This is a genomic window from Streptomyces sp. NPDC008313 (assembly GCF_042956125.1).
Taxonomy (GTDB): Bacteria; Actinomycetota; Actinomycetes; order Streptomycetales; family Streptomycetaceae; genus Streptomyces.
The window spans coordinates 1-22,811 of sequence record NZ_JBIBFR010000041.1 but is presented as its reverse complement, the minus strand read 5'-3'; the positions used below and the strand labels follow the sequence as shown (position 1 = coordinate 22,811).

Annotated in this window: 22 protein-coding genes, 1 other RNA gene and 3 pseudogenes; 11 read left to right on the top strand and 15 right to left on the bottom strand. The window is 70.9% G+C overall.

The genetic code is table 11. The features are described 5' to 3' along the window. Nucleotides 1-26: 26 nt before the first annotated feature. The gene (locus ACFY93_RS33370; protein WP_391365667.1) at nt 27-209 is read right to left on the bottom strand and encodes a hypothetical protein; all 183 of its coding nucleotides are present in this window, start codon (nt 207-209) and stop codon (nt 27-29) included. A gap of 49 nt (nt 210-258) precedes the next feature. Beyond that, a complete protein-coding gene (locus ACFY93_RS33365; RefSeq protein ID WP_391365666.1) occupies nt 259-1,632 on the bottom strand; it encodes a hypothetical protein in 1,374 nt (457 codons plus the stop codon). Nucleotides 1,633-1,851: 219 nt separating this feature from the next. Here ACFY93_RS33365 and ACFY93_RS33360 point away from each other — a divergent pair, with 219 nt between their 5' ends. From ACFY93_RS33360 to ACFY93_RS33350, 3 genes and pseudogenes are all read left to right on the top strand, one after another. Further along, nucleotides 1,852-2,715, top strand: a complete 864-nt coding sequence (locus ACFY93_RS33360) for a Nif3-like dinuclear metal center hexameric protein (protein ID WP_391365665.1) — start codon at nt 1,852-1,854, stop codon at nt 2,713-2,715. After that, entirely contained in the window at nt 2,712-3,455 is a 744-nt protein-coding gene (locus tag ACFY93_RS33355; protein WP_391365676.1) for a C4-type zinc ribbon domain-containing protein, read from the top strand. The genes ACFY93_RS33360 and ACFY93_RS33355 overlap by 4 nt, the downstream gene beginning before the upstream one ends. A 46-nt stretch (nt 3,456-3,501) precedes the next feature. After that, a pseudogene (locus tag ACFY93_RS33350) lies at nt 3,502-4,218 on the top strand (histidine phosphatase family protein); the annotation flags it as partial. A gap of 50 nt (nt 4,219-4,268) precedes the next feature. Here the strand turns inward: ACFY93_RS33350 and eda are convergent. Then, nucleotides 4,269-4,919 carry a bifunctional 4-hydroxy-2-oxoglutarate aldolase/2-dehydro-3-deoxy-phosphogluconate aldolase gene (eda, locus tag ACFY93_RS33345; RefSeq protein ID WP_391365664.1) on the bottom strand — a complete coding sequence of 217 codons (651 nt, stop codon included), beginning with the start codon at nt 4,917-4,919 and terminating at the stop codon, nt 4,269-4,271. Between the two features lie 111 nt (nt 4,920-5,030). Continuing rightward, the gene (gene yaaA / locus ACFY93_RS33340) at nt 5,031-5,831 is read right to left on the bottom strand and encodes a peroxide stress protein YaaA (RefSeq protein ID WP_391365663.1); all 801 of its coding nucleotides are present in this window, start codon (nt 5,829-5,831) and stop codon (nt 5,031-5,033) included. 343 nt (nt 5,832-6,174) lie between these two features. On the opposite strand from yaaA, the gene ACFY93_RS33335 reads away from it, so the two are divergent. The 5 genes from ACFY93_RS33335 (at nt 6,175) to ACFY93_RS33315 (ending at nt 10,438) form a co-directional block, all read left to right on the top strand. Next, nucleotides 6,175-7,659, top strand: a complete 1,485-nt coding sequence (locus tag ACFY93_RS33335) for an RNB domain-containing ribonuclease (RefSeq protein ID WP_391365662.1) — start codon at nt 6,175-6,177, stop codon at nt 7,657-7,659. A 113-nt stretch (nt 7,660-7,772) separates the two neighbouring features. Then, the gene (locus tag ACFY93_RS33330) at nt 7,773-8,351 is read left to right on the top strand and encodes a Uma2 family endonuclease (RefSeq protein WP_391365661.1); all 579 of its coding nucleotides are present in this window, start codon (nt 7,773-7,775) and stop codon (nt 8,349-8,351) included. Nucleotides 8,352-8,417: 66 nt separating this feature from the next. Beyond that, an RNA gene (gene rnpB / locus ACFY93_RS33325) (RNase P RNA component class A) lies at nt 8,418-8,822 on the top strand. Between the two features lie 192 nt (nt 8,823-9,014). Further along, nucleotides 9,015-9,356 (top strand): hypothetical protein, encoded by a 342-nt coding sequence (locus tag ACFY93_RS33320; protein ID WP_391365660.1) that lies wholly within the window; start codon nt 9,015-9,017, stop codon nt 9,354-9,356. 170 nt (nt 9,357-9,526) lie between these two features. Further along, the gene (locus tag ACFY93_RS33315) at nt 9,527-10,438 is read left to right on the top strand and encodes a PfkB family carbohydrate kinase (protein WP_391365659.1); all 912 of its coding nucleotides are present in this window, start codon (nt 9,527-9,529) and stop codon (nt 10,436-10,438) included. Nucleotides 10,439-10,445: 7 nt separating this feature from the next. On the opposite strand, the gene ACFY93_RS33310 is transcribed toward ACFY93_RS33315, so the two are convergent. The 9 genes and pseudogenes from ACFY93_RS33310 to ACFY93_RS33270 all read right to left on the bottom strand — a co-directional run bounded on the left by ACFY93_RS33310 (nt 10,446) and on the right by ACFY93_RS33270 (nt 17,722). Continuing rightward, nucleotides 10,446-10,628 (bottom strand): hypothetical protein, encoded by a 183-nt coding sequence (locus tag ACFY93_RS33310; RefSeq protein ID WP_391365678.1) that lies wholly within the window; start codon nt 10,626-10,628, stop codon nt 10,446-10,448. Between the two features lie 66 nt (nt 10,629-10,694). Continuing rightward, entirely contained in the window at nt 10,695-11,303 is a 609-nt protein-coding gene (locus ACFY93_RS33305; protein WP_391365675.1) for an NUDIX domain-containing protein, read from the bottom strand. 61 nt (nt 11,304-11,364) lie between these two features. Further along, nucleotides 11,365-11,838, bottom strand: a complete 474-nt coding sequence (locus ACFY93_RS33300; protein WP_391365658.1) for a hypothetical protein — start codon at nt 11,836-11,838, stop codon at nt 11,365-11,367. A 6-nt stretch (nt 11,839-11,844) separates the two neighbouring features. Then, nucleotides 11,845-12,384: a hypothetical protein gene (locus tag ACFY93_RS33295; RefSeq protein ID WP_391365657.1), complete on the bottom strand. Its 540-nt coding sequence runs from the start codon at nt 12,382-12,384 to the stop codon at nt 11,845-11,847. A 126-nt stretch (nt 12,385-12,510) separates the two neighbouring features. Further along, entirely contained in the window at nt 12,511-13,056 is a 546-nt protein-coding gene (locus ACFY93_RS33290) for a DUF6262 family protein (RefSeq protein WP_391365656.1), read from the bottom strand. Between the two features lie 26 nt (nt 13,057-13,082). Then, nucleotides 13,083-14,969: a tyrosine-type recombinase/integrase gene (locus ACFY93_RS33285; protein WP_391365655.1), complete on the bottom strand. Its 1,887-nt coding sequence runs from the start codon at nt 14,967-14,969 to the stop codon at nt 13,083-13,085. 653 nt (nt 14,970-15,622) lie between these two features. Beyond that, nucleotides 15,623-16,804: a tyrosine-type recombinase/integrase gene (locus ACFY93_RS33280; RefSeq protein ID WP_391365654.1), complete on the bottom strand. Its 1,182-nt coding sequence runs from the start codon at nt 16,802-16,804 to the stop codon at nt 15,623-15,625. 88 nt (nt 16,805-16,892) lie between these two features. Next, nucleotides 16,893-17,138 (bottom strand): annotated as a pseudogene (locus ACFY93_RS33275) (MazG-like family protein); the annotation flags it as partial. A gap of 38 nt (nt 17,139-17,176) precedes the next feature. Further along, nucleotides 17,177-17,722 carry a DoxX family membrane protein gene (locus tag ACFY93_RS33270; RefSeq protein WP_391365653.1) on the bottom strand — a complete coding sequence of 182 codons (546 nt, stop codon included), beginning with the start codon at nt 17,720-17,722 and terminating at the stop codon, nt 17,177-17,179. 128 nt (nt 17,723-17,850) lie between these two features. Between ACFY93_RS33270 and ACFY93_RS33265 the strand changes: the two genes are divergently transcribed. Continuing rightward, complete coding sequence (locus ACFY93_RS33265) at nt 17,851-18,174, top strand: nuclear transport factor 2 family protein (RefSeq protein ID WP_391365652.1); 324 nt, start codon at nt 17,851-17,853, stop codon at nt 18,172-18,174. A 17-nt stretch (nt 18,175-18,191) separates the two neighbouring features. Here the strand turns inward: ACFY93_RS33265 and ACFY93_RS33260 are convergent, their stop codons facing one another. Both ACFY93_RS33260 and ACFY93_RS33255 read right to left on the bottom strand, forming a co-directional pair. Next, the gene (locus tag ACFY93_RS33260; protein ID WP_391365651.1) at nt 18,192-18,902 is read right to left on the bottom strand and encodes an ATP-binding cassette domain-containing protein; all 711 of its coding nucleotides are present in this window, start codon (nt 18,900-18,902) and stop codon (nt 18,192-18,194) included. A gap of 143 nt (nt 18,903-19,045) precedes the next feature. Beyond that, nucleotides 19,046-20,506, bottom strand: coding sequence for an ABC transporter permease (locus ACFY93_RS33255; RefSeq protein ID WP_391365650.1), 1,461 nt, complete (start codon nt 20,504-20,506; stop codon nt 19,046-19,048). 329 nt (nt 20,507-20,835) lie between these two features. Between ACFY93_RS33255 and ACFY93_RS33250 the strand changes: the two genes are divergently transcribed. Together ACFY93_RS33250 and ACFY93_RS33245 are read left to right on the top strand one after the other, a co-directional pair. Continuing rightward, nucleotides 20,836-22,041 carry a D-alanyl-D-alanine carboxypeptidase family protein gene (locus tag ACFY93_RS33250; protein WP_391365649.1) on the top strand — a complete coding sequence of 402 codons (1,206 nt, stop codon included), beginning with the start codon at nt 20,836-20,838 and terminating at the stop codon, nt 22,039-22,041. A 565-nt stretch (nt 22,042-22,606) separates the two neighbouring features. Then, nucleotides 22,607-22,811: pseudogene (locus tag ACFY93_RS33245) on the top strand (alkaline phosphatase); the annotation flags it as partial.

Sequence of the window (22,811 nt, the reverse complement as noted above, 5' to 3'; positions counted from 1 at the left end):
CGGGGCCGTGTGCCGTGCGGTCCGGGTCAGGCCGCGTCACCCCGGAGGGCGCCGCCGGTCTGCCCGGACGGCCTGCGGTGACGCCCGCGAGGGGTCGCCTCGTCGTCCTGGGCGGAGACCGGACCCCGGTGCCTGCCGAGGCCCGCGGCGAGCGCCGCGGCCTCCTCGGCGTCGGCGGCCGGCGGTTCCTTCATGCGTGTGTCGCTCATCGGAAAGGTTCACCCCGTCAACAAGATCCTTCTTTTCAGCCGGGAGAGTCTAACCGGCGGCCACGGGCATCCCACCGGCGGCCACGCGCCCGGTGAGCGGGGCTTGTTGAAGGGGGACGGGCCGTACCGCGGCAGGCTCCGGAGGGCTGAATTCCGCCCCTTCCGGAGCCGCCCCCTCCATCCCCGCGAAGGCCTCGCCGGTACCGCCGCCGCCCGCATCGCCGCGGGTGCCGCCGGTGCCGTCGGTGCCCGGACCGCCCGGTGCGTCGTCCGGGCGCGCACCCGTCCCGCCCGTACCGCCGCCGTCCCTGCCGCCCGTCCCTGCGCCGTCCCGGCCACCCGTCCCCGTGCCGTCCCGGCCGTCCGGGTGGGCCGCCCTCGCGGGCGCCGTCAGCCACGCCACCCCGCACGCCACCGCGTCCGTCGCGTACGGCAGCCGGAGCACGCCCTCCCTCGTCCACAGCCCGGTGCCCGCCAGCCAGCCCTCGGGCGCCGGGAGGTGGTGGAGCCGCCGCTCGGCGGGCCGCCACAGGCCGACCCAGCTGCCGGCCGGCCCGTCGACCCGGAGGGCCACCGCACAGCTCTCCGGTGTCAGCACCTGGCCCGGCTGGATCGCGAACGGCCGCAGCGAGCGGTCGGGCAGCCGCAGGCACTCCGGGAAGCGGACCGGCAGCGTGCTCCCCAGTACGCCCCAGCCGAGCCGGTGGTGGCCCGGCGACGGGGCGTCCGAGCGGATGATCAGCAGACCGCTGTCGGGGTCCGCCAGCAGCAGCCGGTCGTCGCTGTCCTCGGCGATCTGCAGCAGCGGCGACACCTCGCCGCCGCGCTCCAGGTCGACCACGACCGTCTTGGTCCGCCCGTCCGCCTCCCTGTCCAGCGCCAGTATCCGGCCCGTGCCGTCCAGCCAGACCCCGCCCGAGCAGCGGCCCGGCACGTCGGCGAGGTGCTCGGGCCCGAAGCCGCCGCCCGCCACCAGCCACACGGCCGTCGTGCGGGGGCCGACCGCCAGCGCGTACGCCCGCTCGCCGCCCGGGGCGGGTGGCAGCAGCCGCAGCCGGGCGCCCTCGTAACGGCACTCCACCGAGCCGAGCGGCACCTCACCGGTGCCGGGGCCCGTCGGGTACAGCAGGGAGAACAGGTGCCGTCCGCCCGCCTCCCGGTGGATCAGCACCCGCCCGTCGCTCATCGGCAGCACCTCGGTGCCGGGCTCCTCGGGCTGGTTGCCCGGCAGCGGCACGGCATACGGCTCGGGGCCGTCCAGCGTCCAGCGCTCCGGGAACCAGGACGCGCCGTCGAGGGCGAGGCGTGCCGCGTAGGTTCCGTCGGCGGTGATCACGCACTCGGGCCGGGCGGCCCGCTCGACATCGGGCCGCGCGGCGGTACGCACCGCGGGAACCGAGGACTCCGGGACACAGAGCGTCATTGTTCGGTCACCTCCAGCGACGAAAGTAGTCAGCGTCCGCTCAGTCACGGGACCCCCCGGAACCCCTTCACCTATACGGGTGGCGCCGGAACGATTCCCCTGAGGAACCGGAGTGTGTGTGCTGCGCCGGCCGGCGTGCGTGAGCGGCCGGGGAGCCGCTCTCCCGCCGAGTCGGCCGGGGCCGGCGGGGGAGGGGTGCGGGCCAGGTAGCCTTTGACCGTGCCCCGTCTGTCTGAAGTCATCGCCGCGCTCGACGCCCTCTGGCCGCCCGAGCGGGCCGAGGGGTGGGACGCGGTCGGCACGGTCTGCGGAGACCCCGGCCAGGAGGTCACCCGGGTCCTGTTCGCCGTCGACCCGGTCCGGGAGACCGTCGAGGAGGCGCGCGCTCTCCACGCCGACCTGCTGGTCACCCACCACCCGCTCTATCTGCGCGGGACGACCACCGTCTCCGCCGGCACCGCCAAGGGCCGCGTCGTCCACACGCTGATCAAGAACGACATCGCGCTGCACGTGGCGCACACCAACGCCGACCGCGCCGACCCCGGCGTCTCGGACGCCCTCGCCGGAGCGCTGGACCTGCGGGTCCTGCGCCCCCTCGTACCGGATCCGGCGGACGCCGACGGCCGCCGCGGCCTCGGCCGCGTGTGCGAACCGGACCACCCGATGACGCTGAGCGAGTTCGCCGCGCGGGCCGCCGAGCGGCTGCCGGCCACCGCGCAGGGCATCCGCGTCGCGGGCGACCCCGACGCGGTCGTACGGACCGTCGCGGTGAGCGGCGGATCCGGCGACAGCCTCTTCGGCGCCGTACGCGCCGCCGGCGTCGACGCCTTCCTCACCGCGGACCTGCGCCACCACCCGGCGTCCGAGTTCCTGGCGGACGGCGCCCCCAGTCCTCTCGCGCTGCTCGACGCGGCGCACTGGGCCACCGAGTGGCCCTGGTGCGAGCTGGCGGCCGCCCAGCTCGACGAGATCTCCGACCGTCACGGATGGGACCTGCGCGTGCACGTCTCCAAGACGGTCACCGACCCCTGGACCGCCCACGCGGCGTCCTCCCCTACGGACACATCTGGAGCCCCCAACTGAACGCCGCGCCCGCCGACCAGATCCGACTTCTCGACGTCCAGGCCCTCGACACCCGCCTGCAGCAGCTCGCCCACAAGCGCAGGTCGCTCCCCGAGCACGCCGAGATCGAGTCGCTGAACAAGGACCTCATCCAGCTGCGCGACCTGCTCGTCGCCGCGCAGACCGAGGAGAGCGACTGCGCCCGCGAGCAGACCAAGGCGGAGCAGGACGTCGACCAGGTCCGTACGCGGGCCGCCCGCGACCAGCAGCGCCTCGACTCGGGCGCCGTCACCTCCCCGAAGGACCTGGAGAACCTCCAGCGGGAGATCACCTCCCTCGCCAAGCGCCAGGGCGACCTGGAGGACGTCGTCCTCGAGGTCATGGAGCGCCGCGAGTCCGCGCAGGAGCGGGTCGGTGAGCTGACCGGACGGGTCTCCTCCGTGCAGGCGAAGACCGACGACGCGATCAGCCGCCGCGACAGCGCGTTCGAGGAGCTGGACGGCGAGGCCGCCTCGGTGACGAAGGAGCGCGAGGTCATCGCCGCCTCCGTCCCCGCGGACCTGCTGAAGCTCTACGACAAGCTGCGCGAGCAGCAGGGCGGCGTCGGCGCGGCCCGCCTCTACCAGCGCCGCTGCGAGGGCTGCCGCCTGGAGCTCAACATCACCGAGGTCAACGAGGTGAAGGCGGCGGCCCCGGACACGGTGCTGCGCTGCGAGAACTGCCGCCGCATCCTGGTCCGGACCTCCGAGTCGGGTCTGTAGGGCGGGCGTCCGCGTGGGGGAGTCCGGGACGGGGGCGGGCGAGGCCGACGCGGGAGCCGGGGCGCGGGCCGCGAAGGCGGGTGCCGACGTGCGGGCCGCGCGGAACGTCGCCGTGTCCGGCTCGCCGCCGCCCGATCTCGGGGCGCCCGCGGCCTTCGTACTGCTGCGCCACGGCGAGACCCCGCTGACGCCGCGGAAGCGGTTCTCCGGGAGCGGCGGGAGCGATCCGGCGCTCTCGGCCACGGGCCGCGACCAGGCGGAGCGCGCCGCCCGCGCGCTGGCCGCCCGGGGCGACCTCACGGCCGTCGTCTCCTCCCCGCTCGCGCGGTGCCTGCAGACCGCGGGGATCGTCGCGGAGCGGCTCGGGCTCGACGTCGCCGTCGAGGACGGCCTCAGGGAGACCGGCTTCGGACACTGGGAGGGCCTCACCTTCGCCGAGGTCCGTGAGCGCCACCCCCGGGACCTGGACGCCTGGCTGGCCTCGGCGGACGCGGAACCCACCGGCGGGGGCGAGAGCTTCGCCGCGGTCACCGAGCGGGTCGCCGCCACGCGGGACGCGCTCACCGCCGCGTACGCGGGCCGCACGGTCCTGCTCGTCAGCCACGTCACGCCGGTCAAGACCCTGGTGCGGCTCGCCCTGGGGGCACCGCCCGAGGCACTGTTCCGGATGGAACTGTCGGCGGCGTCGCTGTCGGAGGTGGCCTACTACGCGGACGGGAACGCGACCGTGCGAGGGCTCAACGACACGTCGCACCTGCGCTGAGCCCGACGGCGGGCCGCCCGGGGGTCGTACCGTGCCCCCCGGCGGGCTGCCTAACGGCCGTCCCGAAGCGCCGCCGCCTCCCGGGCCAGCGTCTCCACGCGCGCCCAGTCCCGGGCCGCGACGACGTCGCCGGGGAGCATCCAGCTGCCGCCCACACAGCCCACGTTGGGCAGGGCGAGGTAGTCGGGGGCGGAGGCGGCGTCGATGCCGCCGGTCGGGCAGAACCGGGCGTGCGGGAGCGGGCCGGCCAGCGACTTGAGGTAGGCGGTGCCGCCCGCCGCGCGGGCCGGGAAGAACTTCATCTCGCGCACCCCGCGCTCCAGCAGCGCCACCACCTCCGACGTGGTGGACACCCCCGGCAGGAACGGCACCCCGGACGCCCGCATCGCGTCCAGCAGCGCGTCCGTCCAGCCGGGACTCACCAGGAAACGCGCTCCGGCGTCCACCGACGCCGTCACCTGGACCGGCGAGAGCACCGTGCCGGCGCCGACGACCGCCTCCGGGACCCCGTCCGCGATCGCCCGGATCGCGTCCAGGGCGGCGGGCGTCCGCAGGGTCACCTCGATCGCGGGCAGCCCGCCCGCGACCAGCGCCCGGGCGAGCGGGACGGCGTCGGCGGCGTCCGTCACGACGACGACGGGGACGACGGGGGCGAGATCCAGCACCGAGGGGGACGGCGACGGGGGCAGCGACGAGGTCATGCCCTCATCCTGCCCGGCGGGTGCATCATGCGCAAAGGTCGTTGCGCATGATGCAACGGGGGGCTCTGTCGCGACGGCGCCCGACGGCGCCCGACGGCGCCGTGACGGCGGTCAGTGGATCTCCCGCACCACCACGTCCAGCGTCCACGGGGTTCCCGCCCGCTTCGGGGCCCGCGCCTCCACCACGTGGCCGAGGTCGCGCAGGGCCTCCGTCAGCCGGGCCGGGTCCTTCGGAGCGGCGCCCGCGCTGAGGAGGCTGCGGACGATCCGGCCCTTGGTCGCCTTGTTGAAGTGGCTGACGACGGACCGCTTCTCGACCCCGTCCACCGTCCGCGCGTGCAGCACCCGCACGGTCGCCGTGCGCTCCGCGACCTCGCCCTGCGGCTTCCACGCGGACGCGTACGCCGAGGAGCGCAGATCGAGCACGAGCCCGCCGTCCGCGGCCTCGGGCAGCACGGCCGCCATCGGAGCACGCCAGTGCGCCGCCAGCGCCCCGGTACCGGGCAGCTTCACACCCATCGAGCAGCGGTACGAGGGGATGCGGTCGCCGATCCGGACGGCGCCCCACAGCCCGGAGAAGACCAGCAGCGAGCGGCCGGCGCGGCGTTTGGCGGCCGGGTCGAGCGAGGCCAGGTCCAGGGCGTCGTACAGGACACCGGTGTAGACCTCACCGGCCGGACGCGTACCGGCGGTGCGCAGTGCGGCGTTCTTCGCGATCTCGCCGCGCAGGCCCTCGCTCAGACCGAGCACCTCGCGGGCCTTGTCCTCGTCGCCCGCGCACAGCTCGACCAGCTCGTCGAGGACGGCCCGGCGTGCCTCGGCCAGCCCCGGCAGGGACAGCGACTCCGGCTTCAGGGGGGCGCCGCGGCCGGAGGGGGCCTTGCCTTCGGACGGCGGCAACAGCACGAGCACGGTGGTATCTCCTCACGGCACGGAAAGCGGGGATGCGGCCCCGCCTCAGCGTACGGCGCCCGCCGCGGCCCCCGATCCGGAGCCGGTGCCTCCCCACGGCACCCTGGCCACGGGCCCTGACCACTGACCCCCGATTCCCGCCGCCCTGGCCACCCGCCACCCGCCCCGATTCCCACCGCCCCGCCCGGCAGGCCATCCGGCCTCGTCCTGCCGCCCCGCTGCCAGTCCAACCGTCCGGGCCCCGCCGCCTGCTCGCCCGGCCGCGGCCCCGCCGCCGGGCCGCGGGCTCAGCCCGCCCCTCGCCCGGCGTGCCGCGTCGTCCCTCCCGGCCTACGCTCGCCGTATGCCCCGCCGCCCGATACGTGTCACCGGCGCAGCCGAGGTCCCGCTGCGGGCCGCCCTCCATGCGCTGCGCGCCCAACTGGATGTGCCCGAGGCCTTCCCGGACGAGGTGCTGTCCGAGGCCGTACGGGCGGCGCGCGCCCCGGCGCTGCCCGCGTACGACGCGACGGACATCCCCCTCTTCACCATCGACCCGCCCGCCTCCACCGACCTCGACCAGGCGATGCACCTGTCCCGCCGCCCGGCCCGGGCCCCGCACCCGGACGGCGCGAACGGCCCGGCGTCAGGCCCCGGCTTCCGCGTCCGCTACGCGATCGCCGACGTCGCCGCCTTCGTGGCCCCCCTCGGCGCGCTCGACGCCGAGGCCCACCGCCGCGTCACCACCCTCTACTTCCCGGACGAGAGGGTCCCCCTGCACCCGGCCCCCCTGAGCGAGGGCGCGGCGAGCCTGCTGCCCGGCCAGACCTGCCCGGCGGTCCTGTGGACGATCGACCTCGACGCGGACGGCCGCACGGTCGCCACGGACGTACGCCGGGCACTCGTCCGCAGCCGCGCGAAGCTCGACTACGCACACGTCCAGCGGCGGATCGACGACGGCACAGCCGAGGAACCGTTTGCGCTGCTCAAGGAGATCGGGCTGCTCAGGGAGGGCCTGGAGGCGGAGCGCGGAGGCATCTCGCTCAACGTGCCCGAGCAGGAGATCGTCGAGCAGGACGGCACGTACCGGCTCGCCTACCGGGCACCCCTGCCCGCCGAGGGCTGGAACGCGCAGATCTCCCTGCTCACCGGTATGGCCGCGGCCGACCTGATGCTCGCGCACGGCACCGGTGTGCTGCGCACGCTGCCCGCCGCCCCCGACGGCGCGGTCGGCAGACTGCGCCGCACGGCGAAGGCGCTGCGCATCGACTGGCCGCACCACGTCTCGTACGCGGCGCTCATCCGCTCCCTCGACCCGCACAGCGCGCGGCACGCGGCCTTCCTCCTGGAGTGCACGACGCTGCTGCGCGGCGCCGGGTACACCGTCTTCCGGGACGGCCGGATCCCGGAGGTCACCTCGCACGCCGCGGTCGCCGCGCCCTACGCCCACTGCACCGCACCGCTGCGCCGCCTCGTGGACCGGTACGCCTCCGAGCTGTGCCTGGCCGCGTCGGCGGACGCCCCGCCCCCCGAGTGGGTCGGCGCGGCGCTCGACGGCCTCCCGGGGGAGATGGCGGAGGGCACCCGGCGCGCGGGCTCCGTCGAGCGGGGATGCGTCGACCTCGTCGAGGCGGCCCTGCTCAAGGACCGCGTCGGCGACGTCTTCGACGCCTGGGTGGTGGACGTCCAGGACCGCGAACCCTCGTCCGGCACGGTCCAGTTGGAGTCCCCGGCGGTGGTGGCCCGCGTCGTCGGCCCCGACGGCCCCCTCCCCCTCGGCGAACCCCTCCGGGTCCGTCTCATCCGGGCGGACCCGGCCACGGCGAAGGTGACGTTCGCCCCGGCGTGAACCCGGTCGAGGACAGGGGACCTGTGCCACGATCGAGGGATCAGTTCCCCATCTCACGGACGGGTGATCCACCGATGTCCCACTCTGGAGAGCGACCGAAGGAGGGGCGTGACATGACTGCCATGGCACACGAGCCGCTCACGCAGGCGGACGTCCTGCTGGAGGGCTTTCTCGCCCTGGACACCCCAGAGGGTTTCCGGGCGGAGCTGATCGAGGGGGAGATCGTCGTGACGCCGCCGCCGGACGGGGACCACGAGGACTACATCAACCGCGTACTGAAACAGGTGATCAGGCGCTCGCGGACCGACATGGACTACTCCGCGAACAAGGGCCTGAAGCTGCCGAGCGGGGGCAGCTGTCCCAAGAGCCATCTGATTCCCGACGGCACGTTCGCCCCCGCAGACCTGCGGCTCCTCCGGGGCGCCGACTCCTGGATGCCCTGCGACGGCGTCGCCATGGTCGTCGAGGTCACGTCCACCAAGCCGCAGGCCGACCGCGAGACCAAGCGCCGCTGCTACGCCCGTGGTGGCATCCCTCTCTACCTGCTGGTCGACCGCGAGGCGTCCTCCGTCACTGTGTTCAGTGATCCGGAGGGCGACGACTACCGCCAGCTCTGCACGCGCCCCTTCGGCAAGCCGGTCCCTCTTCCCGCCCCCTTCTCCTTCGACCTGGAGACCACCGACTTCCTCTGAGCGCCGGCCGAGGTGCCTCGCGGCGGGACGGGCCCCGGTGACCGGTAGCATGGTCCGTACGGCAGACGAGCCGGGCGGGCGGCCGCGTGGAGGTTCTTGTGGACCTTCCCGAGGAACGTCCGGGCTCCACAGGGCAAGGTGGTGGCCAACAGCCACCCGGGGTGACCCGCGGGACAGTGCCACAGAAAACAGACCGCCGGGGACCTCGCGTCCTCGGTAAGGGTGAAACGGTGGTGTAAGAGACCACCAGCGCCTGAGGTGACTCAGGCGGCTAGGTAAACCCCACCTGGAGCAAGGTCAAGAGGAGCGCTGTGAAAGGCGCTCTGCGCGGACGTTCGAGGGCTGCCCACCCGAGTCCGCGGGTAGACCGCACGAGGCCGGCGGCAACGCCGGCCCTAGATGGATGGCCGTCGCCGGAGGGCCCGCGAGGACCCCCCGGAACAGAACCCGGCGTACAGCCCGACTCGTCTGCCGCCACCAGCGGCTTTGCCTTGGAGGAGGCAGTGCACGCGAGTGGAGACGTTCCGCACCGTCATCGGTACGCGGCCGGGACCACTGATTTCCTGACGGCCTGCAAGGTCGATCAGCCGGCCGTCGCCGGCTCTGCTGCCTGGTGGATGCCGTGCTGAGGCGTGGGCCGAGGGGGGAGGATGATGGGTCCCCGTGGAGGAACAGACACCGGCCGAGCGGGTGCTGAGTCGCTCGTACGTTCCCGCTTACGGACTCCGGTTCGACGTCGTCGAGATGTCGGTCGAGCACCGTCCGGACCGCGGCGTGACGTTGACGTACTGGCTCACCGTGCGCCGCCCCGGCCACCCGGACGAGAGCTGGGTGGTCGCTCTGCCCTGGAACGACACGTCCTGGACGGATGTGCTCACCTCGCCCGCGCCCGCCCCCGACCGGCTGCGGCAGCTCGTGCGCCTCGTCCATGCCCACCTGGAGGAGTGGTGGGACACGAAGGGTCACAACCGGCAGTCGGCGAAGAGGGGGCGGCGGCTCGCCTGAGCCTCTCGCGCCCGGCGCCGGCGTCGGTACGTGGACCGCCGTTCTCCTTGGCCGAGACGACACGGCGGATCGGCTGGTAGTGATGTGTTTGTCCGGTTCCGTGGGGAGGGCCGGCCTGTCAGGCTGTCGCGGAGGGCCGCGCGGGCCGTTCACCGTCGCAGGGAGTTCAGTTGAGTACGGAGATCGATGTTCTCGTCCTGGGCGGGGCGGGAGTCGACACCATCGTGCACGTGCCGGAGCTGCCGCTTCCGTACGCCGACAGCCATATGGTGCCGGCGATCGAGGCGCGGGCCGGACAGACCGGGGACTTCGTGGCCCTGGGGACGCACGCGCTGGGGCTGCGGACGCATCACATCGACATGGTCGGCGACGATCACGAGGGCGATCTGGTCCGGGCCCTGCACCGGGACCGCGGCATCGCCCTCACCGCCGTCCCGCAGCCCGCCGGGACCAAGCGGGCGGTGAACCTGGTCGGCCCCGACGGCCGGCGGCTGTCGCTGTACGACACCGGCCGGTCGCGGGACGGGGACCGGCTGCCCCCGGACACCGTCGCCGCCCTCGCCCGGGTGAGCCGGCACGCGCACGTGTCCATCACCCAGCCCTGCGCCGACGCCCTGCCGGTCCTGCGTTCCGCGGGCGTGACGATCTCCACCGACCTGCACGACTGGGACGGCGTCGACGCGTATCACGAGGCGTTCGCCCGTGAGGCAGACATCGTGCTCCTGTCGACCGCGGCCCTGGCCGACCCGGAGAAGACCATGCGGCGGATCGCCGAGCGCGGGCGGGCCACCGAGGTCGTGGCCACCGCCGGGGCCGAGGGCGCCTACCTGCTGTTCGACGGGGAGTTGACCCACGTGCCCAGCGTGACGCCGCCCGCCGCCATCGTCGACTCCAACGGCGCGGGCGACTCCTTCGCGGCCGGCTACCTCTTCGGGAGACTCACCGGCACCACCCCGGCGGAGGCCGCCCGCTACGGGGCGATCGCCGGGGCCCACGCCTGCACGGTCCCGGCGACCGGGACCGGCTTCCTCACCCGGGACGAGCTGATGGCCCGTGCGGAGGTGCGCGAGAGCGGGCGCTAAACCCCCGTCACGAAGACCGGGATTCCGGCGCGCCCAGGGAGCGGCCGGTGACGCCGGCCAGGTGCGCCTCGAAGAACTCCCGTGCGTCCGGCGTCAGGGAACGCAGGGCGACCAGGGCCGTCAAAGCCACGTCGCAGAGTTCGGACCGTACGTCGTCCCAGCTGTTATCTGGGGTTGTACTCAAATACATGCTGGTCAGAGCGCTCTACGGATGTCAGTTACGTGAGGCACGTCTTCTTCGGGTGATCGGAGGTCATCACCGCGTGTTCCTACGCAGGGCCAGCAAGCTCATTAGCTTGCGAGTGAACCGGTGCATGTGGGGGTCGAGGGTGTCCGCTGGTGTGGCGAGGACCTGGTCCAAGGAGAGCCACTTGATCGCGTCGAACTCGGCTTCGTCGAAGGAAGTGACCTGGCCTGCCTCCCCCCGCAGGACGTACCACAAGGACACATCAGTGTGCTGTCCCTGGCCGCGAGTACGTGTGACGGTGAGGAAGATCGGGCGGTCCCCGGTGGCCGAGGCGGGGACGGCTTCGATGCGCAGCTCTTCGCGGCATTCACGAAGGACTGTGTGCCAGGGATCCTCTGTCGGCTCGACGTGGCCGCCGCTGGGAAGCCACAAGCCGGCCTTGCGGTGGGCAACGAGTAGGAGTTCCTCGCGCGTCTCATCGAGCACGACGAAGTAGCTGACCAGGTGCGTCGCGGGGGTGGCGGGCTTCAGCGTTCTATAGAGAGGCGCTCCGCCAGTGATCCACTCTGCTGCTGTGGCGAGGTGTTTCTGCTCCTGGTCGTCCCAGGGCTCGATGCCGCTGAGCACCTGCATCAGCTGGGCGCGGAGTAGTTGGTCGGGGGCGTTTGAGGAATCCATGGTGACCACGGGCACATGATGGCAGGGAGCCGCAACCTCTCGCTGGTCAAGTCAGCCAGCGCTAGCGGACGGGGCCCTGCTCGTCGATGAAGAAGTCAGGCGTTCCACAGAACAGGTCAGTGGTCACCGGTCCGTAGGCGATGTTGAAGGTGTCCAACCAGTAGGACCAGTCCCGGATCCCCAGTGCGCTGCTGAAGCGGTAGTTCAGCTGCCAACGGACCCACTGCCCGGGAACAAGTCGCACGGCCGGCAGGCGTCGTCGCCGCGGCGGCAGGGCAAACAAAGGCTGCACTCGCGGGAAGACCCGCAGGCGTCCTTCGACTTCACGGAGTTGGACATTGACCTCGCCGAGGTCCTCAAGAGTGTCATGAGGCTGAAAGTCGTTCTCCTCACGCATGCGCACCACGTGCGCCAGCGAACTCGACGCATGTGGAAGAGGGAACCCGATCGGGGCGGCATTCCTGCGCGCGGCACTCTCACCTCCCCGCGACTCCTTGGTCCACGAGGTCCGTACCCACTGCACAGTGATCTCCACGCCGTCTCACTCCCCGCTCAACTCGTCGAGGATCTCGCCGTAGTAGCGGCGCCGCTGGCTCAGTGTCTGGGCGACCTCCTTGTCTGTGACCTGGGAGATTTTCCCGAGGTGCTCCAAGAGGTTGTCCCGCTGGGGATGGCCAGAGTCTTTGACGTACTCCGTGGTGATGGACACTCCGGCAGTGAGCAGCAGGTGGTGGGGAAGGCCGCACCAGGTGTCGAAGCTCCGGCAGACGGCTTCCCACAGGAGCCAGACGTCCTCGGCACGGCGCTCTTCGGCGACCCGCAGGGCGGCGAGTTCGATGCTGTGGCTGAATCCCCAGGAATGCCCATGCCAGCGTGTCTCCTGAAGGAGCAGGAACCGGGCGAAGCTCCCGTCTTCCTGGCAAGGGTCCCGGACCAGGGCTTCGAGGACCTGCTGCCTGTCCTCCCAGCGGGCGTCCATGGGCAGCCCATCCTCAGTGTGCTGCCCGTCGAACTCCAGAAGTTCCCATCGCTCGGGGTCCCCGCGCCACCAGGCCAGGTCGGGTATCGCGAGACGGCTCATTGGCGTGTCTTTCGTGCGGGGAAGAGTGACATCGTTGCATGTGCGTGATCAGCATCGACAAGGACGCCCCAGCTTCGCATGGCTGCTGCTACGGCCAGGGTCGCCTGCGAGCAATCTGAGGGGCGATTACGTTGAGTCGCGGTTCTGGTCGCGCATCATGTTCCGCAGGGCCGTCCGGGCGGCGGCCAGGTCGTCCTGTGCCTCGGCCAAATCATCCTGCAGGCTGTCGCGGTCTGCTTCGGCTCGGGCCAACTCTGAGGCGAGCCGTTGGTTGGCGATGGACAGCTCCTGAACACGGGCGAGCAAGTCCTTGGCCGAGACGGCGTCGACCTGCTCGCCGAGGCTGCGCTGCACTGCGGCCCTGAGCCGGGCACGTTCTTCGGTGAGCGTCCGGACCTGGGCACGCGCAAACTCAAGGTCGGTCGCCAGGCTCACGGCGCTGGCCACGGCTCCTTCCTTGCGCTGCCGAGTTACGCCGACCGCCTGGCCCGCGCGAGCGGATTCGATGTGCTCGCGAACCCCTTCGGCGTAGACGAGCCAGTTTGAGACGCCAGCCCGCTTGGCGACTGCGAGGAACGTGATCGGGTCGCCGTCGGCCTTCATCTGATCCACTACAGCGAGCACCCTTGCGCGCTTCTCCCGACTGGCCTTCTGCCGGGATTCAAGCAGCACTTGAGCTCGTGTACGCGGCTCCGCCGTCATGCGACTACCTCCGGAGGACCGAATGCGGGCATGCCCAGGCTCACAGCGCCCTTCGAGGCCCCAGCACGGAGCTTTCGCAGAACCTTGCTGGCCTCCTCGACCTCGTGTCGCATCTCATCGGGCATCGAAGCCAGTTTCTCCTTCTGGTTCTCACGGACGGCTTGGAACGCAGCGATCTGGTCGTCCAGGTTCCGGATGACGAACTCGGCGGCGCCGGCCGCGGCAGCGACCTCACGGTCCGCCTTCAACGCACGGATGTGCTCCTCAACGGCAGGCAGGTAGGAGGGATCGGGTCGGTACGAGCCGCAGCCAGCGCATTGGGACCGGATGGGGCACGCCTTCCCGCCGGCCTTCACGTTGGTGGGTTCGATGCAGTTTCCGAATGCCACCGCTACTGACCGCATCTCGTACGCTGTGCTCGATCTCATCGGAGCAGGAGTGCCGAAGCGGTCGGTGGTCAGACTCTTGATGGTGTTGATGGCCTCCCGCTTCATCTTGATGCTCACCTTGTAGTAAGCCGCAGTGGTGTCGGCGGACTTGTGATCCATCAGGTCCTGGAGGACGTGCTGCGGCATACCGGCGTCGGCGTATCGCTGGCAGAAGGTGTGGCGGAAGGCGTACGGGTAAATCAGCGACCGTTCGAAAGGCAATGGTGCGCCGTCCGGGCCGAGTTCTTCGGAGTGGATCTCCGGGATCGAATCGACCCATGTCCGGATGGCAGCACCGATGTTACCGGTAGTCAGGTGGCCGGTGGCGGCATTGTCGGTGATCGCAGGGAACAGGAAGGGGAGGGTCCGAGAAGGCAGGTCGAGTCGCTCCCGGACCGATGTCCACTCTTTCACCGCGCTGACCGTGTCCCTGTCCAGGGGAAGGCGTCGCCGGAGCCTACGTGCCTTGGTGTTGTCCCAGATCAGCTGGTACTCACCGCCGTCGTACTCCAGGCAGCCCAGGCCAAGAGCGCCAATCTCGTTGGGACGGCGTCCGGTGTCTCTCAGCAGCACGTAGACCGTGCGGAACATGGCCCGGATGCAGTCCGTCGGCATACTGCCGTAGGTCATCCCCACACCGATGAGGTCGACGTGCTTGTCGAGCTGAGCAACGACCGACTCGGGAAGGGCCTTGCCGATGTTGTCCTCATCAACTTTGTCCCGCTTGATGCGGTGCTCGTTCGTATGGAGAACGAACCGAGGAGAGAGATCATCAAGGACTCCTTCGATTCGGCCGAATTCCAGGAGCTCCGTGAAGAGCTTCAGTAGCCGGGCCCGGGAGTCGTTGCTGCGGGGCTTCCCGTCTCTGCGAACGGACACCCTGAACTCGTTGACGACCGCCGTCATGTCCGCGAAACCCAGTCCGGCTGGGTCGGAACCAGCACGCCGGGTAGCGAGGGCACGAGAGGCGATCGTGCAGGCCAGGAGCCGGTCACGAAGAGCCGAGGACCCCGGACTCGTCGTGCGAGCCCAGTGCATCGCTACTTCCCTTAGCCATGGCTGGAGGATGGGGGTGAAGTCGATTTCGCCCTCACGCACGCGGAACCCGGACCGCGTGCGCGCCGGTAGAGGGGTATCGAGCGCCCGCAGGTCCCACACCGGTTTGGCGGTCTCGTCGATACCGCGGTGTGCGTCGAGGCCTCTGGTGATGTCCCGCTTGACTTCCTTGATCAGAGACTGAGTCGCCGTGCATGTGGTGTCGGAGGGGCCAGGCGTGGCGCCAATCGCGAGAGCCACCGAGGGGATGCCGGCGAGCAGCTTGACGATCTTCCTGACCTGAGTCGGACGGAGAACCTGGCCCCGCGCGTCCCTCTTCTGGAGGGCGTAAAGCAGTTCCAGGCGCGTCGTCTCCTCAAGAGGAACGAGGCTGAACTCGTTCTGGAGGAGGAACGGCACCCGGGTCTCGGTCCACCTGGCCAGGTCCTCGCTGCTGTCCCGGCCGCTCTCGCGGGCGCACGCCGCCCACAAGTTGCGGTGCGCATAGCAGAGGTGCGTCGGAAGGCTCTCCTCGCTTCGGCACCCTCGGACCGCGCAGAGAGGCAGCCCGGGGAACGGCTCTTGTGCAGTTGCCCATGCCTCACGCTCAGCCGCGTAACGGCTGATCCTGGCATCGTGGCCGTAAGTCCTGCGTACATGGCTGCGCCAGACCGAGTAGTGGCTGTGGCAGAGCTGCCCTTTGATCCTGTCACGTCCGCAAGCGGGGACAACGCATCGCTCAGGCCTGGCGTGGAACCTCCGGTTGCGTCGCGGGACAAAGGTCTGGTCGAACTCTGTTTCCGTCAGTTTGGACGCGCGGTAATCGATGTTGCAGCTTCCGCAGTACGTCGGCCCCTCGGTCGGGGAGTCGCAGAGAGGATGACGGCAGCGTCGAGATCCAGTGAGCGGGTTGTCCGGGTCTCCGACGAACAGCAGATCGTGAGGATTCCATTCACCGGGCCTCCAGCACTTGTCGATGGCGTCCTGAAGCCAGGTGTTCCAGGACCGGAGCAGGTGATCATCAGTCGGCAGAGCCGCGATGCCTACGTTCCTCGCCAAATTGGCCCCGTCATTCACCGCTGTGCGGCCCTTCGCATCTCCGAGACCGCCGTCACAGCGTCCCGTTTTTCCTGGTCGCTGGCGTGCAGGTAGATCTCCATCGACTGCTCGCTGACATGCCCGAGCAGGTCCTGCACCACATGACGCTGCTTGCCCTGGCGAATCCACCGCGTCGCGGCCGAGTGCCGGAACATGTGCGGTCGTGTGGCGAAGCCCGCCCGTTTGGCAAGCCGCGCGAACAGGTCGTACGTGGCTTGGTACTTCATCGGCGAACCCAAAGGCCCACGGAACAGGTTGACGAACGTCATGTCGCAGGACGCGGCCTCGGGCACGGCCTCCCGTTCCCACTGGTAGTCGGCGTAGAGACCGACCAGGCCGTCGCTGACCGGGACCGACCGAGGCTGCCGCGACTTGGCCAGGGCTCCATTGGAGTTCTGGCGACGGCGCACATGGATGTGAGGACCGACCGTGCGGCACCCGAGCGTCGCCGAGTTCGACAGCAGATGCATGTCCTCCCGTCGCAGACCCAGGGCTTCCCCGATGCGCACACCTGTTTCTGCCAGGAGCGTCACCAGGAACCGGTCGCGAGAGTGGCATGTGAGGTCGATGATGCGGAGGATCTGCTCGTCGGTCAGGTACTCGTAGCCGGAGATGGCGACTTTGAACTTCAGCTTCCGTGCACGCACAGTGCGGTACTGATCGTCCTCACCGGTGTTGTAACCGGTCGGCATGTGGTGGAGGAGCCTCGGCTCGGTCAGCAGAGCGATCAAGTCTGCGGCGACCCACCCGTGCAGGGAGCAGTGCCTGAGGAACTGGCATGTGGTGGTCATGATCGCGTTCGCGGTCTTCTTGCTGCGGTGCCGGGGCTCGGCGAGCACCCTCTGACTCCTGGCCGGCAGGGGTTTGTCAACCAGCCAGTGCAGGAACTGAGCAAGCTGAACGACGGTGGGTTCCGCCCAACAGATACCGAACTCCGCACAGTAGGACAGGTACAGCGCCACCCGGCCCGCGTAGCTGCGCAGGGTATTGACGGATGCGTCCTCCTGGGAGGCCAGCGCGGTCAGGTACGAAGTCGCCTCAGGGTGGATCTCGTAGTCCTTGCTGATGACGATCCACGTCGTTGCCTCATCGGAGGGCCTGATGGCCTTCTCAGCCCGGTAGGCGCGGGGCTTGGAAGAGGGTCTGGCTGACGTCACTGAAGTCCCCCAAGATAGTTGTCTGTCACGTAGAGAACGCGCAAACGTCACTTAGGTAACTGAACTTCAGGACTTACTAGAGATAACAGCTGTGGGACGTCCCCTTGCGCGGGTTCTGGCCCGTCGCGCCGATCACCGCCTCGGCGACTTCCCCGACCTCCTCCGACAGCTTCAGGATGCGCAGCAGCAGGCCCTCCTGCCCGCCGTGCGCCCTGTTCTCGTCCAGCCAGGCGTGCAGACGCCCGATCGACTCCCAGACGTCCGTGACGTCCGTGCCACCCGTGTCATCCGTGACGCCGGTGTTCTCGGGCTGCCCCGTGCTCTCTTCGCTCATGGCGGCAGCCTGCCATCCGGGCGGCCGCCCCTCAGGCCCTACTCCTCGAACAGCGGGTCCTGTTCGCCCTCGGCCGCCCGGCGCACCCTCCTGGTCCGCGCGCCCACCACCACCAGCGTGGCCGCCGCCGTCACGGCGAGAGCCACGGGGACCATCCAGTCCCGGTTCGCCGTGTGGCCCAGCAGGTGGTCGAGGGAGAGCCGGCCGGGGCCCGCCACGGCGATGCCCGCCGCGGTCAGCCCGAGCGACGCCGCGTGCTCGTAGCCGCCGCTCTGGGCGAAGAACCCGTTGGGTACGTGCACCGCGGACGCGCCCGCCATCGCACCCGCCGCTGCCGCACCGGCCGCAGGCGTCGCGAGGCCGAGCGCGAGCAGTGCGCCGCCGCCGGCCTCGGCCAGCCCCGCCGCCGTCGCGCTCGCCTTGCCCGGCGCGTACCCGACGGACTCCATGAACTGCCCGGTCCCCGCGACCCCGCCCCCGCCGAACCAGCCGAACAGCTTCTGCGCACCGTGTGCGGCCAGCACCCCGCCCGTCCCCAGACGGAGCAGCAGCAGTCCCACGTCGCTTCGGTCGAAACAGGTCATCTCGCGTCTCTCCTCAGGCAGCCGATGCGTCCACGTTCGCACCGGGTACCCGCCCGCCACCTGTCCGGACCGCCGTTCGGGTGGCGGGTGAGTGGCGGGCCGTGGAAGCCGGTGTGAGCCTGGCTGTCATGACGATTCAGGTAGCCAGACTCAGCGACCCGGCCGTGCGGGCCTTCGTCACCGCCCTCAACGCGCACGACCGCGACGCCTTCCTGGCCGTACTCGCCCCCGACGCGACGATGTCCGACGACGGCCTGGACCGGGACCTCGACGAGTGGACCGAGCGGGAGATCTTCTCCTCGAACGGCCACATCGACGTCGACAACCAGTCGCGCGGCGGCCTCGCCCTCGTCGCCCGCTACCGCAACGACGCCTGGGGCGAGATGCGTACCCGGTGGCACTTCACGGTCGACGGCAGCAGGATCACCCGCTTCGAGACCGGCCAGGCCTGAGCCCGCCCGGCGGCATCTCAGGACACCGGCTGCTGCCCGGACCGCTGCCCGGCGTGCTGCTCGGTCAGCGTGATCCGGCCCTTTCTGATCGTGGCCAGGCGCGGTGCCCGGCGGGCGATCGACGAGTCGTGGGTGACCAGGACGAACGTCAGCCCGTACTCGTGCCACAGCCCTTCGAGCAGGGCCATGATGTCGTCGCGGGTGCCCTCGTCGAGGTTGCCGGTCGGCTCGTCGGCGAGGAGCACCTTGGGCCGCTTGACCAGGGCGCGGGCGATGGCGACCCGCTGCTGCTGGCCGCCGGACAGCTCGGTCGGCACATGGCCGAGCCGCTCGCCGAGGCCGACCGACCGCAGCGCCTCCGCCGCCCGCTCGCGCCGCTCCGCGGGCTTCACCCCGAGCGGGACGAGCGCCGTCTCGACGTTCTCCTGCGCGGTCAGGGTGGGGATGAGGTTGAACGCCTGGAAGATGATGCCGATCTTCTCGGCGCGCAGCCGGGTCAGCCTGGCCTCGCTGATGGAGGCGAGGTCGACACCGTCCAGCTCGACGCTGCCCGAGGTGGGCCGGTCGAGGCCGCCGATCATCTGGAGCAGCGTGGACTTGCCGCCGCCGGTGGGGCCCTGGATGACGAGCTGGTCGCCGTCCTCGATGACGAGGTCGACACCGCGCAGCGCGTCCACCGTCTCCTTGCCCCGCGAGTAGCGCTTGGTGACGCCGGTCAGTCTGTACATGGGTTGCGTTCTCCGTAGGTGAGAGCAGGGGGGTTCAGGTCAGGTCACATCAGGTGGGGCGGGGCGGGGCGTCACGTTTCGCGGGTGCGGACGTGACGCCCCGGCTCGGGCGCCGGTGCGGGCGCCGGTTCACGGGCCGGTGTCTACGAGACGCTGCGCAGCGCGTCCGCGGGCCGCATCCGTGAGGCGCGCCAGCCGCCCATCGCGCCGGCGATCAGACCGCCCGCGATGGCGAGGCCGGCCGCGAGCGCGATGGTGGTCGCCGAGACCGGTGCGGACAGGGCGATCTCCATCGTGCTGGACGCCGTCCGGCGGCCGGGGCCACCACCTCCGGGGCCGCCGCCCATACCTCCGCCCGTACCACCGCCCGAGCCGAGCTGGGCGGTCAGCTTCGGGCTGATCGCCGTCACCGCGTACGCGGCGCCGAGGCCGAGGGCGATGCCGAGCGCGCCGCCCAGCAGGCCGTTGACCATGGACTCGCCGACGACCTGCCGGGTGACCTTGCCCGACGGCCAGCCGAGCGCCTTCAGCGTGCCGAACTCCCGTACACGGCGGCTGACCGCCGAGGAGGTGAGCAGGGCGGCCACCAGGAACGCGGCGACGAGCACCGCGACGGAGAGCCACTTGCCCACGCTGGTCGCGAGGTTCGCGGCCGTCGACAGTGAACCGGAGACCGTGTCGGCGAGGTCGGCGGAGGTGGTGACCGTCGTCCCCGAGATGTTCTTCTGGATGGCCGACTTCACAGCGTCGATCTGCTGGGAGTCGGTCGCCTTGACGTAGATCGTGGTGACCTTGTTCTTCGCGTCGCCCAGCGTCTGCGCCTGCTTCAGCGGCAGATAGACGTCCGTGGCCGAGTCACCGCTGTCCGGCGTGGCGATGCCGATGACCTTGTACTTCGTGCCGGAGATCGTGACGGCTCCCCCGACCGTCTTCTTGTTCTTCTTGGCGTACGAGGTGCTGAGCACCGCGACCTTCGCGTCGCTCTGCGCCGTCGTGAACGTCGACCCCTTGGTGACCTTCGACGTGGCGAGCGGTCCCAGGTCCTGGTTGCTCACGTCCACACCGGCGACCGAGTACGAGTTGACGTCGAAGGAGGCGCCCCCGCCCTCGACGCGCGGCCTGCCGGTGCTCTGCCCGCCGCCGGGGCCGCCCTGGCCGCCGCCCTGCTGCTGCGTCGATGACTGCGCCTTGCCCTGGGTGAAGCTGCCGTCGACCTTCGTCACGTTCAGGCTGAGCGCGCCCACCGCGTCGGCGACGCCCTTCTGCGCGGCGACGTCGGTGACGAGCGAGGACTTCAGCGACTGCCCGCCCTGGGTCATCACCCGGTCGGAGCTCTGCGTCGTGTCGTCGTCCGACTTGGCGTCGAAGTCGAACCTGGGCCGGCCCGACGCGTCCCCCGAGGGGGCCGCCATGGCCTTGGTGACCGTCATGTCCGTACCGAGCCCGTACAACGACTTGAGGACCTTGTCCTGTGCCTGCTGCATACCGGCCGACACCGAGTTGACGGTGATGACCAGTGCGATACCGAGCGCCAGACCCATGGCGATGACCAGAGCCGCCCTCTTGCGCCGGCTCAGCTCGCGCTTGAGATAGATGCCAAACATCCCGTTCCTCGAAGGTTCTCGGCGCCCGCTGTGGGCGCGGCACCACAAGCTAGGGAGGAACTCTTTCGGCACCCTGAGTACAAGGTGTGCAGGGGCTGAGAATGCGGGCCCCGCGCTCAGATTCCGGTGAGACAGTCCATTCCCAGGCCGCTGAGGGGCAACTGCCAGGAACGGACAGTGGGATGGGGTGGCGGTGAAGAAGAGCGGGCCCGTCCCGGTGGCACCCTCCGGTGGGACGGTGGGGGCGCGTACCGGGCGGGCCCGCGCCTTTGCCATTCCTTTGTGACCCCGCCGTGCACCGCCCCGCTCCCGCTTTGTACGGTCCCGGAATGCGTGCCTCTTCACCGGAATCCCGGCGTTCCGTCACCGAGCCTCCGCGTTCGGACTCTCAGCCCTCCCCGCACCACCGGCTCTCCCGGCGTGCCGCTCTCGGACTCGCCGTGGCCGTGCCGCTGGCGGGCGTCGCCGCGGCCGGCCCCGCCTCGGCGGCGGCCGTCGTCGGCGGTGAGCGCCTGGGCCGCCCGGATGTCCAGGTGCGCGGGGTCGCCCGGCCGCCGAAACTCACCGCCCGGGCCTGGCTGGTGGCCGACCGGGACAGCGGCGAGGTGCTCGCCTCGTACCACGCGCACCGGCGTCTCGCCCCCGCGTCCACGCTGAAGATGCTGTTCGCCGGCACGGTGCTGGACAAGTTCGAGCGGACCGACACGCACAAGGTGACCGACGCCGAACTGGCCGACGTGCCCGCGGGATCCAGCCTCGTCGGCATCAAGTCCGGCATCACGTACACCGTGGAGCAGTTGTGGCTCGGTGTCTTTTTGCGCTCGGGCAACGACGCGGTGCACGTCCTGAGCCACATGAACGGCGGTGTCGCCGAGACGGTCGCGCAGATGCAGGCCGAGGCGGAGGACCTGCAGGCCCTGGACACCCAGGTGCGCAGCCCCGACGGCTTCGACCACAAGGGGCAGACGTCGTCCGCGTACGACCTCACGCTCTTCGCCCGGCACGGGCTGAAGAACGCCGACTTCAGGGAGTACTGCGCGACGCGGACCGCCGATTATCCGGCCGGCAAGAAGACCTTCCAGATCCAGAACACCGACCGTCTGCTGACGGGCGCGTGGGGGATGGAGACGTACAAGGGCCTGATCGGCGTCAAGAACGGTTACACCAGCCACGCCGGGAACACCTTCACCGGTGCGGCGACCCGCGGCGGACGCACCCTCATCGTCACCGTGATGCACCCCAGAAGCGGCGGCAACACCGTGTACGAGGAGACGGCCGAGCTGCTCGACTGGGGGTTCAGGTCGGCGGGGCGGGCGCGTGCGGTGGGCGCGCTCGTCGATCCGCTCAGCGAGGGCGGCGCGACTTCCTCGCCGACGCGGAAGTCGGTCAAGGCTGCGGCCGGTGCGCCGGGTTCGGCCTCGAAGGACGGGTCGTCCTGGGGGCTGCTGGGCGGTGCCGGGGGAGCGGTGGCGCTCGTCGCGGGCGGCGCGGCGGTGTGGCGCAACCGGTGGCGGGGGCGGCAGGCGGAGCAGTAGGAGCTGCTGACATCCCCTGGGGTCCTGGGATGCCGGCAGTCATGACGTCCCCTGAAGCGGTGGGATGTCGGCAGTCGTTCCGCGGTCCGGAGCTCACCTCGCGGTCCCGCGCGAGGTCCGCCCCCACCCGGGCCGCGGAACGACTGCCTCCCCCCTCGGCGAAGCATGGAGCGTTTCCGGCTGGCGGAGGCCCTGTGCTTCAAGTGTGAAGCTTGCGTGGAGGCCAGTAGAACATAGGTCTGTCACCGGCGGGAACAGTGCGGAAGATGATTTTCCGGTTGTGTGGGTTGAGTTGTGGACCGGCTGGGGCGGGTGTGAGGGGTGCGGCTCGGGTCCGGGTGGGCCGTCTCCTCGGCCTCCAGGGGGAGTTCCCTCATGTCGGCCGCCGCGGTGCCGATGCCGGTCCGGCCGCGGGCGTCGCGGTACGGGCGGCCGTCCAGGGACGGTGGCGTGGTCCGGTGTCCGGAACTCACCCGGCCGACATCTGACTGTTGTGTACGCGACAGATGCTCGTCGACCCTGACGACTCCAATGCCTCGTACCACCACCGTCAGGGGAGGGCCAGATGACACCCGCAGCCCATCAGCCACCGCACGCCCCGTCGCAGCACGCCCCCGAACTGCGCAGCGCCGCCCGCCGGCTGGGGCGCCGCCGTTTCCTCACCGTCACCGGGGCGGCGGCGGCGCTGGCGTTCACCACGAACCTGCCCGCCGCGGGCGTCGCGAGCGCCGCCGAACTGGACGCCTCGAAGATCACCGACGACCCGTTCA